11 protein-coding genes are annotated in these 14,179 nt (G+C 62.0%); 2 read left to right on the top strand and 9 right to left on the bottom strand.

Annotation, left to right across the window (positions count from 1 at the left end; all coding sequences use genetic code 11):
• Window positions 1–4 precede the first annotated feature (4 nt).
• The 8 genes from leuB to BHV64_RS02540 all read right to left on the bottom strand — a co-directional run bounded on the left by leuB (window position 5) and on the right by BHV64_RS02540 (window position 11,710).
• Window positions 5–1,066, bottom strand: coding sequence for a 3-isopropylmalate dehydrogenase (gene leuB, locus BHV64_RS02575; protein ID WP_118406451.1), 1,062 nt, complete (start codon window positions 1,064–1,066; stop codon window positions 5–7).
• A complete protein-coding gene (locus tag BHV64_RS02570; RefSeq protein WP_044054558.1) occupies window positions 1,056–2,597 on the bottom strand; it encodes an alpha-isopropylmalate synthase regulatory domain-containing protein in 1,542 nt (513 codons plus the stop codon). Before BHV64_RS02570 ends, leuB begins: the two co-directional genes overlap by 11 nt.
• 9 nt (window positions 2,598–2,606) lie before the next feature.
• A complete protein-coding gene (gene leuD / locus BHV64_RS02565; protein ID WP_015547759.1) occupies window positions 2,607–3,200 on the bottom strand; it encodes a 3-isopropylmalate dehydratase small subunit in 594 nt (197 codons plus the stop codon).
• A gap of 12 nt (window positions 3,201–3,212) precedes the next feature.
• Window positions 3,213–4,589 (bottom strand): 3-isopropylmalate dehydratase large subunit, encoded by a 1,377-nt coding sequence (gene leuC, locus BHV64_RS02560; RefSeq protein ID WP_195285634.1) that lies wholly within the window; start codon window positions 4,587–4,589, stop codon window positions 3,213–3,215.
• Between the two features lies 1 nt (window position 4,590).
• Entirely contained in the window at window positions 4,591–6,111 is a 1,521-nt protein-coding gene (locus tag BHV64_RS02555) for a 2-isopropylmalate synthase (protein ID WP_022062456.1), read from the bottom strand.
• Window positions 6,112–6,456: 345 nt separating this feature from the next.
• A complete protein-coding gene (gene ald, locus BHV64_RS02550; RefSeq protein WP_015547761.1) occupies window positions 6,457–7,563 on the bottom strand; it encodes an alanine dehydrogenase in 1,107 nt (368 codons plus the stop codon).
• Window positions 7,564–7,652: 89 nt separating this feature from the next.
• Window positions 7,653–10,073 (bottom strand): TonB-dependent receptor, encoded by a 2,421-nt coding sequence (locus BHV64_RS02545; protein ID WP_217727169.1) that lies wholly within the window; start codon window positions 10,071–10,073, stop codon window positions 7,653–7,655.
• Between the two features lie 185 nt (window positions 10,074–10,258).
• Window positions 10,259–11,710 (bottom strand): aminoacyl-histidine dipeptidase, encoded by a 1,452-nt coding sequence (locus BHV64_RS02540; RefSeq protein WP_138266139.1) that lies wholly within the window; start codon window positions 11,708–11,710, stop codon window positions 10,259–10,261.
• Between the two features lie 67 nt (window positions 11,711–11,777).
• Here BHV64_RS02540 and ispF point away from each other — a divergent pair, with 67 nt between their 5' ends.
• Both ispF and BHV64_RS02530 read left to right on the top strand, forming a co-directional pair.
• Complete coding sequence (gene ispF, locus BHV64_RS02535) at window positions 11,778–12,269, top strand: 2-C-methyl-D-erythritol 2,4-cyclodiphosphate synthase (protein WP_217727167.1); 492 nt, start codon at window positions 11,778–11,780, stop codon at window positions 12,267–12,269.
• A 323-nt stretch (window positions 12,270–12,592) separates the two neighbouring features.
• Entirely contained in the window at window positions 12,593–13,444 is an 852-nt protein-coding gene (locus tag BHV64_RS02530) for a formylglycine-generating enzyme family protein (RefSeq protein WP_138266137.1), read from the top strand.
• 54 nt (window positions 13,445–13,498) lie between these two features.
• Here the strand turns inward: BHV64_RS02530 and BHV64_RS02525 are convergent, their stop codons facing one another.
• Entirely contained in the window at window positions 13,499–14,149 is a 651-nt protein-coding gene (locus BHV64_RS02525; protein ID WP_022062460.1) for a hypothetical protein, read from the bottom strand.
• Between the last annotated feature and the right edge of the window lie 30 nt (window positions 14,150–14,179).

The following is a 14,179-nucleotide window of genomic DNA, read 5'->3' as shown; positions in this document are numbered from 1 at the left end:
GGGATTAAATCTGCGAAGCGACGTAATCCCCCACCTCGGAGGTCGAACGGGCCTTTTCGCCCGGCGCTGCAAGGTCCTCGGTGACGACTCCTTCGGCCAGCGCCCGATCGACGGCACGCCGCACGGCCCTGCCCTCGGCATCGAGACCCAGGTGCTCCAGAAGCATCGCGGCCGAAAGGATCGTGGCCATCGGGTTGGCGATGTTCTTTCCCGCGGCCTGCGGATAGGAGCCGTGGATCGGCTCGAAAAGGGCCACTTCGGCCCCCACGCTCGCCGAGGAGAGCATGCCCAGCGAACCGCTGATGACGCTGGCCTCGTCGGTGAGGATGTCGCCGAACATGTTTTCGGTGACGATGACATCGAAATAAGCCGGTTGGCGGATGATCTGCATGGCGGCGTTGTCCACGAACATATAGTCCACCGCCACCTCGGGATACTCCCGGGCTACCCGCTGAGCCGTTTCACGCCACAGACGCGAGGTTTCCAGCACGTTGGCCTTGTCGACGACCGTCAGTTTGCGGCGGCGCGACACGGCCAGCCGGAACGCCACGTGCAGGACCCGTTCGATCTCCGAGACCGTGTAGGTGCAGGTGTCGAAGGCGCGCGCGCCCTCCTCGTCGCGGCCCTGCGGACGGCCGAAGTAGATGCCGCCCGTGAGTTCGCGCACGCAGATGAAATCCGTGCCGCGGACCACCTCCGCCCGGAGCGGCGAACGGTCGGCCAGGGCGTCGAACAGCGCCACGGGGCGCAGGTTGGCGAACAGCCCCAGCGACTTGCGCATCCGCAGCAGCCCCTGCTCGGGCCGCACCTTCGCCGTGGGGTCGTTGTCGTATTTGGGGTCCCCGATGGCTCCGAACAGCACGGCGTCCGCCGCAAGACAGACGGCGTGCGTCTCGTCGGGATAGGGGTCGCCCACGGCGTCGATGGCCGCGGCGCCCACCAATGCGGGACGGTATTCGATCTTGTGTCCGAATTTTTCCGCCACGCGGTCCAACACTTTCGTGGCTTCGGCGACGATCTCGGGACCGATGCCGTCGCCGGCTAAAAGAGCGATTTTAACATCCATTGTCGTTATAGTTTATTTCAATGATATTCAACATTTTGACAGTCGCCTTGATGGCAGCCTCCGTCTGGTCGGCGTCCAGCCCGCGGGTCTTGAACTCGCGGCCGTCCATCTCCCAGGTGATGATCGTCTGCACGAAGGCGTCGGTGCGGCCTCCGGGCGGAATCGAAACGGTATAGTCGCGCAGCATCGGAAACTCGCGCCCGAGCTGTTCGCGGTAGATTTGCCGCAGGGCACGCATGAAGGCGTCGTACTGGCCGTCGCCCGCCGAGGTCCGCTCGTACGCGCAGCCGTGAATCTCGATCCGGAGCGTCGCGACGGGGTGCATCCCCTGCGCCAGCGAGAGGCTGTAATTGAGAATCCGGACCGGAGTGTCGACCGGGTCGTAGCGCAGCACGTCGGCGATGATATACGGCAGGTCCTCGGCCGTCACCTGCTCCTTCTTGTCGCTCAACTCGACCACCCGTTCGGTCACCTTGCGCATCGCGGCCTCGTCGAGGTCGATGCCCAGCGCTTCGAGGTTTTTCAGGACATTGGCCTTGCCCGAGGTTTTGCCCAGGGCGTATTCGCGGACGCGCCCGAAACGCTCGGGAAGCAGTTCGTTGAAGTAGAGGTTGTTCTTGCTGTCGCCGTCGGCGTGGATGCCCGCGCACTGCGTGAAGACGCTCGCGCCGACGATCGGTCGGTTGGCGGGAATGCGGATGCCCGTATAGCTCTCGACCGTGCGGCTGACGCGGTTGATCTTCGTTTCGTCGATCCCCGTCGTGCGGCCCAGGCGGTCGTGCAGCACGGCCACCGCGCTCGACAGCGGCGCGTTGCCGGCCCGCTCGCCCAGCCCGTTCACGGTGACGTGAACGCCGTGGAAACCCGCACGCACGGCGGCGGCGGTGTTGGCCACGGCGAGGTCGTAGTCGTTGTGGGCGTGGAAATCGAAACGCAGCGACGGATAACGCTCCACCAGGTCGCGGCAGAAACGTTCGGTGTCGTAGGGGTCAAGGACGCCCAGCGTATCGGGGCACATGAACCGGCTGACGGGAGCGTCGGCCAGTCCGTCGAGCATCGCGTAGACGTAGTCGGGCGAACGGCGCATGCCGTTGGACCAATCCTCAAGGTAGAGGTTCACCTTCATCCCGCGGTCGACGGCCGCAAGTATCTCGGCGCGCACATCCTCCAGATGCCGTTCGGGCGTGCGGCGCAGCTGCCCCTCGCAATGTTTCCGCGAACCTTTGGCCAGCAGGTTGACCACGCGGCATCCGGCGGTCCCGAGCCAGTCGAGCGACACCCCGCCGTCGATGAATCCCAGCGCTTCCACACGGTCGGCATAGCCCTTGGCGGCAGCCCATTCGGCGATGGCGCGCACGGCCTGCTGTTCGCCCTGCGAGACCCGCGCCGAGGCGATCTCGATGCGGCTTACGTGCAGTTCCTCCAGCAACAGCCGGGCGATGGAGAGTTTTTCACGGGCGTTAAAGGAGACGCCCGAGGTCTGCTCGCCGTCGCGCAGCGTGGTGTCCATGATTTCAACCGGGGGAAACATCGGTGCAGGCTATTTGCGGGCGGCTTCGAAGGCCTCGATCCGGTCGGCGATACTGCGCAGGTAGTCCACGTCGTCGTAGCCGTTTTCGAGACAGCGTTTCTTGTAGGCGTCGATCTCGAAACCCTCGCTGCGCCCGTCCGACACGATGGTCAGCGTCTGGTTGCCCAGGTCGACGGTGAACTGCGCCTTCGGGTCGCGCCGGATCTCGCCGAAAACAGCTTTCAGAAACTCCTCGCTCACACGGATCGGCAGCAGGCCGTTGTTCAGGGCGTTGTTGCGGAAGATGTCGGCGAAAAAGCTCGACACCACGACGCGGAAACCGTAGTCGGCGATGGCCCAGGCGGCATGCTCGCGCGAACTTCCGCAGCCGAAATTGCGCCCGGCGACGAGGATTCGCCCCTCGTAGCGAGGATCGTTCAAAGGGAACGAAGCGATCCGCTGTCCCGCGGCGTCGTAACGCCAGTCGCGGAAAAGGTTGTCGCCGAAGCCCTTGCGTTCGGTGGCTTTCAGAAAGCGCGCCGGGATGATCTGGTCGGTATCTATGTTTTCCACCTCGACGGGAACGGCCCCCGAGGTGAAGGTTACGAATTTGGGTATGGACATAATGATAATCTTTTACATATCGAACACTTCGCGCGGATCGGAAATCACGCCCGTCACCGCGGCGGCGGCGGCAACGGCCACGCCCGACAGCATCGTACGGGCGCCGGGACCCTGCCGGCCCTCGAAATTGCGGTTCGAGGTCGAAACGCTGTATTTGCCCGCCGGAATCTTGTCGGCGTTCATCGCCAGGCACGCCGAACAGCCCGGCTGGCGGAGTTCGAAACCCGCTGCGGCGAGGATGCGGTCCAGTCCCTCGGCTCGCGCGGCGGCTTCGACGCCCTTCGAGCCGGGAACGATCCATGCGGTGATGTTGTCCGCCTTGCGGCGGCCTTCGACCAGACGGGCGAAACGGCGCAGGTCCTCGATGCGGCCGTTGGTACAACTGCCGACGAACACGTAGTCGACCGCTTTGCCCAACATCCGCTCCCCGGGTCTGAAACCCATGTACTCCAGCGCCTTGGAATCGGCGTCGGCGGGAATCGTTCCGTCGACGGCCATCCCCATTCCGGGATTGGTTCCGTAGGTGATCATCGGGGCGATGTCCGCGGCGTCGAAGCGGTATTCCCTGTCGAAAACCGCGTCCGCATCGCTGTAAAGTTCCCGCCAGCGGGCCACAGCCTCGTCGTAGGCGGCTCCCTGCGGAGCGCGTTCGCGGCCCCGGAGGTATTCGAAGGTCTTCTCGTCGGGGGCGATCATGCCGCCGCGCGCGCCGCACTCGATGCTCATGTTGCAGACCGTCATGCGGCCCTCCATCGAGAGCGAACGGATCGTGCTGCCGGCAAACTCGATGAAATGGCCCGTGCCGCCCGAAGCGGTGAGTTTCGAGATGATATAGAGGATGACATCCTTGGCCTCGACACCCGGACGCAGCGCGCCGTCGACCGTAATGCGCATCGTGCGGGGTTTGGTCTGGAGGATGCACTGGCTGGCGAAGACCATTTCGACCTCCGAAGTCCCCACGCCGAACGCCACGGCGCCCAAAGCTCCGTGGGTCGAAGTGTGGCTGTCGCCGCAGACGATCGTCATGCCCGGCTGGGTGAATCCCAGCTCGGGGCCGATGATGTGCACGATGCCCTGCTTGGGGTGTCCCACGCCGAAGTGCTCGATGCCGTGGCGGGCGCAGTTCTCGGCCAGCGTCTCGACCTGCCGCCGCGACTCCGGCTCCCCGATCGGAAGGTGCTGGTCGACGGTCGGGATGTTATGGTCGGCCGTGGCCGTGATCTGCGCCGGACGCGCGACGCCGAAGCCGCGGCGTTCGATCCCCGCGAAAGCCACGGGCGACGTCACCTCGTGGATATACTGTCGGTCGATGTAGAGCACGCAGCGGCCGCCGTCCTCGACACGCACCGTGTGCGCGTCCCATATCTTGTCCAGAAGCGTTCGTCCCATATCAATCCTCCTCCTCGATTTTTTCGGTTACGTTGAGTGCGCGCAGCGCGTCGAGGAACGCCTCGATCGAAGCCCGCGTGGTGTCGGTGTGCGCGCCGAATCCGTGGACCGTGCGGCTGCCGCACTCGACCTGCACATGCACGCGGCCCACGTCGTTCGAACCGCGCGTGATGGCCTGCATCAGGAACTCCGCAAGCACCACCTTCTCGTTGATCAGTTTCTTGATGGCCGAGACCGCCGCGTCGACCGGACCGTTGCCCGTGGCGGTGGACATGCGTTCGTGGTCGCCGAATTTCAGCACCACGGTAGCCGTCGGAACCAGCGTCCCGGTGGTCACCTGCATGAATTTCAGCGAAATGGACTGCTGCTTCATGCGGTCGATGTCGCCCACGAGATACAACAGGTCGTAGTCGTGAATCTCCTTCTTCCGGTCGGCCAGGGCGAGGAATTTCTCGTACGTGGCGTCCAATTCCTCCTGCGTGAGGTCGTAGCCCAGCAGTTCGAGCCGGTGCACGAGGGCCGCGCGCCCGCTGCGGGCCGTGAGGGCGATGACCGACTCGTTCAGCCCGATGTCCTGCGGGTCGATGATCTCGTAGGTCTGACGCTGCTTGAGCACGCCGTCCTGATGGATGCCCGACGAATGGGCGAAGGCGTTGCGGCCCACGATGGCCTTGTTGGGCTGCACGGGCATGTTCATCAGGCTCGACACCAGGTGCGAGGCCTTGGTGATCAGGCGCGAATTGATGTTCGTGTCGACGGCCACGTCCTTGTGGCAGCGGAGCGTCATCACCACCTCTTCGAGCGAGGTGTTGCCGGCCCGTTCGCCGATGCCGTTGATCGTGACCTCGGCCTGCCGTGCGCCGTTCAGGATGCCGCTCAGCGTATTGGCCGTAGCCATGCCCAGATCGTTGTGGCAGTGGGTCGAAATGATCGCCCGGTCGATGTTGGGAACGTTGTCCACGAGGTATTTGATCTTCGCGCCGTATTCGTTCGGAAGACAGTAGCCCGTCGTGTCGGGGATATTGACCACCGTCGCGCCGGCCCGGATGACCGCCTCGACCACGCGGGCGAGGTACTCGACGTCGGCGCGCCCGGCGTCCTCGGCATAGAACTCCACGTCCTCGACGTAGCGTTTGGCATATTTCACCGCCTCGACGGCAGATTCGACGATCTTCTCGGGCGTGGAACGCAGTTTGTCGTAGATATGCTGCGGCGAAACGCCGATGCCCGTATGGATACGCTTGCGCCTGGCCAGCCGCAGCGCATCGGCCGCAACGTCGATGTCCTTCTTCACGGCGCGGGTCAGCGCGCAGATCGTCGGCTCGGAAACGGCCTTGGAAATCTCCAGCACGGAGTTGAAATCACCGGGGCTGGAGATGGGAAATCCCGCCTCGATGACGTCTACGCCGAGGCTTTCGAGCAGTTTGGCGACTTCAATTTTTTCGGTGGTGTTCAACTGACAACCGGGGACCTGCTCACCGTCGCGCAGCGTGGTGTCGAAAATGTACAATCTCTCACTCATACTAACCTCTTTATCGAATAAAACTTAATGACGCCGCCCCACGCTTTCCGTGCGGCAAACGCCACCCTGACTTTCTGTATTGCTTACGATCCGTAACAAAAACAGTCGCCGGACTTGAAGATTCGACGCTTTTAGCGACGCATTCCAACCGGAATGAAACCGAAACGACCGACGTAACTGCCTTGCTCTCTTGCAAATATATGAATTATTTAATAATTTCAAAAACAAATCGTCCAAAAAGTCGGATAATTACACACCGGCGGCCTCCCCGTCCCGGATGGACAGGAAGGCCGCCGCAAAACAGGCCGGCAGGTTACAACACCTGCGGATTACCGCCCCGGCAGGTTACAGCGCCAACGGTTCGTAAGGCAGCCCCCAGGCGTCGGCCACGGGTTTGCAGACCACCCTGCCGCCGATGATGTTCAGCCCCAACGCCAGCTCGGGATTCTCCTGTGCGGCGCGCCGCCAGCCCTTGTCGGCAAGCTGGATGGTGTAGGGAAGCGTCGCGTTCGTAAGCGCGAGGGTCGAGGTGCGGGGCACGGCGCCCGGAATGTTGGCCACGCAGTAGTGCAGGATGCCGTCGACGTAATAGACCGGGTCCTCGTGCGTGGTGGGGCGCGAAGTCTCGAAACAGCCGCCCTGGTCGATGGCCACGTCGACCATCACCGTTCCCGGCTCCATCTCCCGGAGCATGTCGCGCGTGACGAGCTTCGGGGCCTTGGCTCCCGGAATCAGCACCGAGCCGACCACCAGGTCGGCATGCTTCAGCTCCTCGCGGATGTTGTATTCGGAAGACATCAGCGTCTTGACGTTGCGGGGCATCACGTCGGCCAGATAGGTCAGCCGCTGGAGCGAAATGTCGCAGATCGTCACGTCGGCTCCCGTTCCGGCAGCGGTGCGCGCCGCAGCCGTTCCGACAACGCCCGCACCGATGACGAAGACCTTGGCGGGCTTCACGCCCGGCACGCCGCCCAGCAGCACGCCCTTGCCGCCGCGGGGTTTTTCGAGGAAATAGCGTCCCTCCTGCGCGGCCATGCGCCCCGCGACCTCCGACATCGGGATCAGCAGCGGCAGCGAACGGTCGGCGCGCTCGACGGTCTCATAGGCACAGCAGACCGCCCCGCTGTCGACCATCGCACGGGTGAGGGGTTCGCTGCTGGCGAAGTGGAAGAAGGTGAAAACCAGCTGGTCCCTGCGGATGAGTTTGTACTCGGGAGCCACCGGTTCCTTGACCTTGACGATCATTTCCGCCCGGGCGTAGACCTCCTCGATCGAGGGAAGCATCTCCGCCCCGACGGCCGTGTAGGCATCATCGGCAAATCCGCTGTTCACACCGGCCGTAGCCTGCACATAAACTTTGTGTCCCCGTTTGACAAGCTCCCGGGCGCCTGCGGGGGTAAGAGCAACGCGATTCTCGTTGTTCTTGATCTCTTTTGGAATACCGATAATCATGGATCTGGAAGTTTTTAAGGTTTTTGCCTCTCCAAAATACGAATTTAACGCGGAAATCCAAAAAATCCGGACGTTTTTTTACGTGCGGATCAAAACCGGTAAGAGATTGTAAGATAGAACGAACGGGGCCACGCATAGGTGCAGCGCGAGGCGTGGGGCGCGTAGAGCGTGTCGTCGCCCGGGCGGATGCGGCGCACGCGCAGCGACTCGTAGCCGCCATAGACCGTATCGGCCTCGCCCGTCAGGTTGCGCAGCATCAGCGACGCGGTGAGCCGCGAACGTTCGAACCGGAACGACTTGAACAGCGCGGCATCGAGCGTGAAGGCGTCCGGCAACCGCTCCTGCCGGGTGAAGGCGTCGAAAAACTCCCGTGTGATACCGCCCTGACCCGCGATGCGGTCGGTGCGGCGCAGGGGCATCGGTTCGACGTAACGCCGCCCGGCATATCCTGCCGAAGCGCGGCATCCCCACCCTTTCGGGCCGAACCAGGCGATCTCCGCCAGAGCGGTCAGCTGCGGGGCGCCGCCCGTCTCGCAGCCGCCCATACGGCTCACGGCCTGCACGTCGACGGCCGAGTTATCCACGTCGGAGAGCACCGTGACGCGCGGATCGCGAATGTATTCGTAGCATCCGGCCGAAGCGGCCAGCGACAGCAGCCAGCAGTAGGACAGCCGGATGTCGGCCGCGGCCTCCGCGCCGCAGGACATGCGTCCGACGCCCGTCACGGCCATGTCGCAGTAGACCGAGGCCATGTCGTCGTAATACGTCCGCGTCTCGATGCCGTCGAGCGTCATCGCAGCGAAGAACGCCGCCTGAAAATCGACGACGGGTCCCGTCAGGCGGCAGTTGAGTTCGGCGGCGTAGATGCGTTCGGGCACGGGGTTGTCGACCGTACGGTTGTTATAGAGCGGCTGAAAGAAAAGATCCCCGGCCCGAGGGGTCCGGGCGGCGGCCGCGGCGGCGATTTCGATATAGCGGCGCGGGGTGAAGGCCCAGCCCGCCGCGACCTTGAGCGTGTAGGGCGTGAACCGCATGACGCGCGAAGGGCCGTAGGACTGCCCGCCGGGAAAAAGTTCCTTCTCGTAATAGCCCCGGCGGCTGACGGCATCGCTCCCCAGCACGACCGAAAGATCGGCCCGGAAACGGTCGGAGCGGTAATCGGCCTGCAAGCGGAGCGCAGCCCCGCGCAGCGTCAGCGCATAATCGTAGCCGAAGCGGTCGCCCTCGCGGACCGTCCGTCCGGGATGCCGCAGGTCATTCTGCAACAGATTGCCGTACGTGTCGTCGTCGATCAGGAAGCGGTCGATGTCCGTAACGTACCCGGCGCCCAGCAGATCGCGCATCTGCTTGTAGGAACGGGTGTTTTCGCGGCGGAGCGAAACTCCGTAGCGGAGCGTCAGCCGGGCGTCGGCTTCGGTGGCGAACGACGCGTCGAAAGCGAGGTTGCAGAGCCGTTCGACACGGTCTTCCAACGCATAGACCGCATGTCCGCCCGCCATGCGGTTCTGGCGGATCAGCTCGTCCCAGTCGATCTGCGTGTAGCGCGGATCGCGGGCGAGCCACGCCTGCTCGGTCTCCCGGTCGCCCGTATAGCTGGGCAGATACCGGTAATTGTCGGGCATCGGCGTGCGGGCGTCGTACCAGTCGAGCATGCTGTACTTCGCGACGCCCGCCTCGGCGGCAAGCGTGGCGGCGAACGAGGTCGAAGCCGACAGCGGCACGGCATAGGCGGCCAGGGCCAGCGGAACCGTCTCGCGCCGCACGCGGGAGTTGCGCACCCTGCCGTCCTGCCAGCCCCACGCCGGGTTGTAGAGACGGTCGCCCGTGAGCGTGAAAGCCTCCTCCGAAGAGGAGAGGCGCGTGCCCCGCACCGAGGGCGGCACGATACACAGCACGGAGAGTTCGTGCCCTTCGCCGAAACGCCGGGCAAGGCGCAGTCCGGCGGTCACGGCATTGGTGAAGACCCCTTCGACGTGCATGTCGCGGCCGGTGCGGACGTCGAGAGCCGCCGAAATACGCCAGCCGTCGCCCGGCGACGCCGAGACGGCGGCTTTCGCTCCCACGAGGTAATTGCGGTCGGTGAAGCGGACCGAAGCCAGAAAAGGCTGCAACGGCTCCCCGTCCGAAAACCGGAACGCCCGCATGCCGCCCGCCGCAGCCGGCTCCCCGGGCGCGGCGGCAAGCCCCGCATAGCGCTGTTCTTCGGCCCCGAGCAGGCGCAGCGCCGCGAGGTAACGGTAGGAAACCGCAACGCCCATGAGCGACGTGCGTTCCAGGGTGTAATCCAGTCCGCGGCGCCGGAGCGCGACCTGCGGCAGGCTGAAACCGGTGCGAAGGCCGTAGAGGTCCGAAGGGGACTGCACGGCGCGGTAGAAGATCGTCGAATCGGTCGTGAGCAGTTCGCGCCGCTCCTCGCGTTCGGCATAGGGATAGTATTCGTCGCCGGGGTACTGGGCCGCCGCCGCACACGGAAACAGGAGAAACAACAGGACACAACGGCTTTTCAGCATATCTTCACGACTTTACAGAACACAAAGATAGCAAAAAGTCCGACGATTCAAAACTGGATCGCATGCAGCGCGGCAAAACGGTCCGGCAAACAGAAAAGCCGTCGCGACACGGCAGGAGCAGCGTCAGACGGGGATGGGGCATGACAAATTCCGGCGTCCCCGCAGCGGGGACGCCGGAATCGGAATCAGATTGTTTTCAGGACTTCGGTCAGCAGTTTCCAGAACTTGGGAACCGTGGCGATTTCGAGCCGTTCGTCGGGCGAATGCACGCCGCGGAGCGTCGGACCGAAGGAGACCATCTCCAGATCGGGATACTTTTCGAGGAACAGACCGCACTCCAGCCCGGCATGGATGGCGCGGACCTTGGGTTCGGAGCCGAACAGCCGTTTGTAGGCATCGACGGTGACCTCCAGCAGCTTCGACTGCGGGTCGGGCATCCAGCCCGGATAGCCGTCGGAATGGGCCACGTCGGCGCCCGCCAGCGCGAAGACCGACTCGACCATCTGCATCACGTAGGTCTTGGCGCTCTCGACCGACGACCGCTGCGACGAGGTGACGACGATGCGGTTGCCCTCCGCGAACTTCACCGAAGCGAGGTTCGTCGAGGTCTCGACCAGCCCCGGAACGGCGAACGACATGGCCACGACCCCGTTGGGAACGCCCACCAACGAGTAGACCAGCGCCGACTGCGTCCTGCTGTCGAGCACCTCGTCGACGTGGGGCATCTCGTTGAGCGTGATTTTGAAATTGGGTTCGCGGAAGCGGAATTCGGCTTCGAGGTCCGCGGCGAAAAGGTTGTAACGCTTGACGAACTCCTCCTTGAAGCGGGCCGGAACGCCGAAGATGGCGTAAGCCTCGCGGGGAATGGCATTGCGGAGGTTGCCGCCGTTGAAATAGCACAGTTTGAGTTCGAACGACTGCATGCCGTCCCACAGCAGGCGCGCCACGGTCTTGTTCGAGTTGACGCGGCCCTTGTCGATGTCGTCGCCCGAGTGTCCGCCCTGAAGGTCCGACACGTCGACACGGAAGAACGTGTAGTTCTTCGGCGACGGCTCCATCGTGTAGTGGAACGTGGCGATGGTGTCGATGCCGCCCGCACAGCCGATGAAGATTTCGCCCTCGTCCTCCGAATCGAGGTTGACGAGGTATTTGCCCGTGAGCATCCCCTCGCCCAGCTCGAACGCACCCGTGAGGCCCGTCTCCTCGTCGACGGTGAACAGCGCCTCGACGGGACCGTGCTCCACCGTCTCGTCGAGCATCACGGCCAGCGCGGCGGCCATGCCGATACCGCAGTCGGCGCCCAGCGTCGTACCTTCGGCCCGGACCCACTCGCCGTCGATACGCGTGCGGATGGGATCGTTGTCGAAGTCGAACTCCACATCGGAGTTCTTTTCGCAGACCATGTCCATGTGCGACTGGAGGATCACGGCTGCGCGCTCCTCCATGCCCGGCGTGGCGGGCTTGCGCATCACGACGTTGCCGATGGCGTCCTTTTTATATTCGATATGGTGCTTTTTGGCGAAATCGACCAGAAAATCAATGATTTTGCCCTCCTTCTTCGAAGGACGCGGCACACGCGTGATGGCGTCGAACTGTTCCCAGACAAGACGCGGTTCCAAAGAGGTTATTTCCGACATAGATTTTTGCATTTTTGCAAAGTTAGGAAAAAATCCGTAACTTTGACAATATAAAATACGGGAACGAATGGATTTCAGAATAGGACACGGATACGACGTACACGCTCTGGCCGACGGCCTGCCGCTGGTTCTGGGAGGCGTGGAGATCGCCCACACGAAAGGGTGCGTCGCCCACTCGGACGGAGACGTGGCGATCCACGCCCTGTGCGACGCTCTGCTGGGCGCCGCGGCGCTGGGCGACATCGGGCTGCACTTTCCCGACACGTCGGTCGATTTTGCGGGCATCGACTCGAAGATCCTGCTGCGCCGCGTGGCGGAACTGCTGCGCGAAAAGGGCTACGAGATCGAGAACGTGGACTGCACGATCCGCGCCCAGCAGCCCAGGTTGCGGCCGCACATCGACGCCATGCGCCGTGCGATGGCCGGCGCAATGGGCGTAGACGACGACCGGGTGTCGGTCAAGGCCACGACCACGGAGCATCTGGGCTTCGAGGGGCGCGAGGAAGGCATCTCCGTCTCCGCCGTGGCGCTTATTTACCGTCCTGCGGACAGGAAATAATTCAGAATTTACAATTCAGAATTCAGAATTGCTTATATTTGTACGATCAAACACCAAACCGCGACGCCTATGAAGCAGTAGAAAACAACCTTTCAACTCCGTGCCTGCGGGCACACGACATATAAAAAGTGCATCGGCTTTTCTTCTTACGTCGGAAAATTGGACACTTTCTAACAAGTAAGGGACTAAAGGCGATGCTCGTGCTGTTTTACGGCGCGGGCATTTCTTTCATCTTACTTGTAGGTCGTCCAATACCTCCGACGTGGATAAAGGAATTTGTCCGCGTTTTTTATTGACTCTTAACCCTTAACCAATCTATCAAAATGAAACAAAACCGTATTCTGCTGCCGTTCTTGGCGATCTGTCTGGTCGCATGCAGCAAAGATGATGACGAAGGACATTCGAAAAACGAACAGAATGTTCCGGTAAAAGAAATTACATTTAAGAACTGTTCTTTTACCATGGTAAAAGTAGATGGAGGAACATTCCAGATGGGAGCAACCCGTGAACAGGAGGCGAGCGGCTGGAAACCGGATCGCACCGAATATCCTGTACATAAAGTGACGCTCAATACCTTTTATATCGGAGAAACAGAGGTCACAAAGGAACTTTGGAGCGCAGTTATGGAAACAGAGTGCGACTATTCTGAATACCATAAGCCTCAAGGCGTGGAGTGGAACGACATTCAACCTTTTATCGAACGTCTCAACCAAGCAACGGGATTAAAATTCCGGTTACCGACCGATGCCGAATGGGAATATGCAGCACGGGGAGGCAACCGATCCCAGGGACACATTTATCCGGGCTCCGACATTTCGATCCTGGCGGCCTGGTGTTACAACAATGCCGGAACCTATATACTCAATGAAAACAAGTGGGATTATTGGGAGTTACGTAACAATGGAAACAGCCCGCATTATGTAAAACAGTTATTACCCAATGAACTGGGATTGTATGACATGGGCGGTAATCTTTACGAATATTGCAGTGACTGGCTGGGCGATTATCCCGAGGAACCTCAAACAAATCCACAAGGTCCGCAAAGCGGGTCTATGCGCGTTATACGGGGCGGATGTTGGGCTATTTGGTCCAATTCCGCACGCGTATCACACAGGCCTGCACAATCTTACAATTCGGATTATGTAGGTTTGAGGCTGGCCATGAGTACCGAGTAATTTCAGATAAAACGGCGCCTATAATTGATTCGGCGCCGTTTTATCCTTCATTTTCTAATCCATCCTGCGATACCGCGGGTCGTTCACCCGCTTGTTCCACAGCCAGCCGACGTAGCGCATCGTGACGTCGGGCGTCAGGAGCGTCAGCACCGTTTCGCCCGTGGCGGTCGAGACGGCGAAATCGGCGTGGTAGAGCGTGTTGCCGTCCGAAATATTGAAGGAGACCGACCAGCCCCACTGCACGCGGGCCGCCCGGTAGTCGCGGACCGACATCGAATCGAAATTCAGCATCTCGACATACTGGGTGATGCCCCGTTCGGTAGGCAGGTGCACCTCGACATGGTCGACGAACACCCCGAAAAAGAAGTAGTCGGCATAGATCGAACGGATCATTCCGCCGGGTAGCTGCTGCATCGAGTTGGGGAAGAACATATAGTCGCGCGACTGCACCAGCGAGTCGATCTTCGCGGCGTAGACCCGGGCCTTATAAGCCCTGCGCTGGGCGCGGTCCATCCCCGCCGCAGGCTCCTCGTAGACGGTCGTATGCTCCACGACCTGCACCGGGGCCTGCTGCACGGGAACGATCGTCGTCTGCGGCACGCTGTCCGCGGCGGAAGTTTCGAGCGTATACTGCGGGGTCTGCGCGACGGCGGCGCAGGCAATGAAAGAGAGTGCGCCGCAGGTGGAAAAAACGGAGTGTTTCATAAGTCGGACATCGGATTGAACGGGAAAAAA

Origin of the sequence: Alistipes sp. 56_sp_Nov_56_25 (genome assembly GCF_001915285.1) — a bacterium.
Taxonomy (GTDB): domain Bacteria; phylum Bacteroidota; class Bacteroidia; order Bacteroidales; family Rikenellaceae; genus Alistipes; species Alistipes shahii.
Note: the sequence above shows the minus strand (reverse complement) of the source record. Positions and strands in the feature narration are given on the sequence as shown.

Coding starts and splice junctions, on each gene's coding strand:
- leuB (WP_118406451.1), bottom strand. CDS start 1,066: ATGGATGTTAAAATCGCTCTTTTAGCCGGCGACGGCATCGGTCCCGAG.
- BHV64_RS02570 (WP_044054558.1), bottom strand. CDS start 2,597: ATGTTTCCCCCGGTTGAAATCATGGACACCACGCTGCGCGACGGCGAG.
- leuD (WP_015547759.1), bottom strand. CDS start 3,200: ATGTCCATACCCAAATTCGTAACCTTCACCTCGGGGGCCGTTCCCGTC.
- leuC (WP_195285634.1), bottom strand. CDS start 4,589: ATGGGACGAACGCTTCTGGACAAGATATGGGACGCGCACACGGTGCGT.
- BHV64_RS02555 (WP_022062456.1), bottom strand. CDS start 6,111: ATGAGTGAGAGATTGTACATTTTCGACACCACGCTGCGCGACGGTGAG.
- ald (WP_015547761.1), bottom strand. CDS start 7,563: ATGATTATCGGTATTCCAAAAGAGATCAAGAACAACGAGAATCGCGTT.
- BHV64_RS02545 (WP_217727169.1), bottom strand. CDS start 10,073: ATGCTGAAAAGCCGTTGTGTCCTGTTGTTTCTCCTGTTTCCGTGTGCG.
- BHV64_RS02540 (WP_138266139.1), bottom strand. CDS start 11,710: ATGTCGGAAATAACCTCTTTGGAACCGCGTCTTGTCTGGGAACAGTTC.
- ispF (WP_217727167.1), top strand. CDS start 11,778: ATGGATTTCAGAATAGGACACGGATACGACGTACACGCTCTGGCCGAC.
- BHV64_RS02530 (WP_138266137.1), top strand. CDS start 12,593: ATGAAACAAAACCGTATTCTGCTGCCGTTCTTGGCGATCTGTCTGGTC.
- BHV64_RS02525 (WP_022062460.1), bottom strand. CDS start 14,149: ATGAAACACTCCGTTTTTTCCACCTGCGGCGCACTCTCTTTCATTGCC.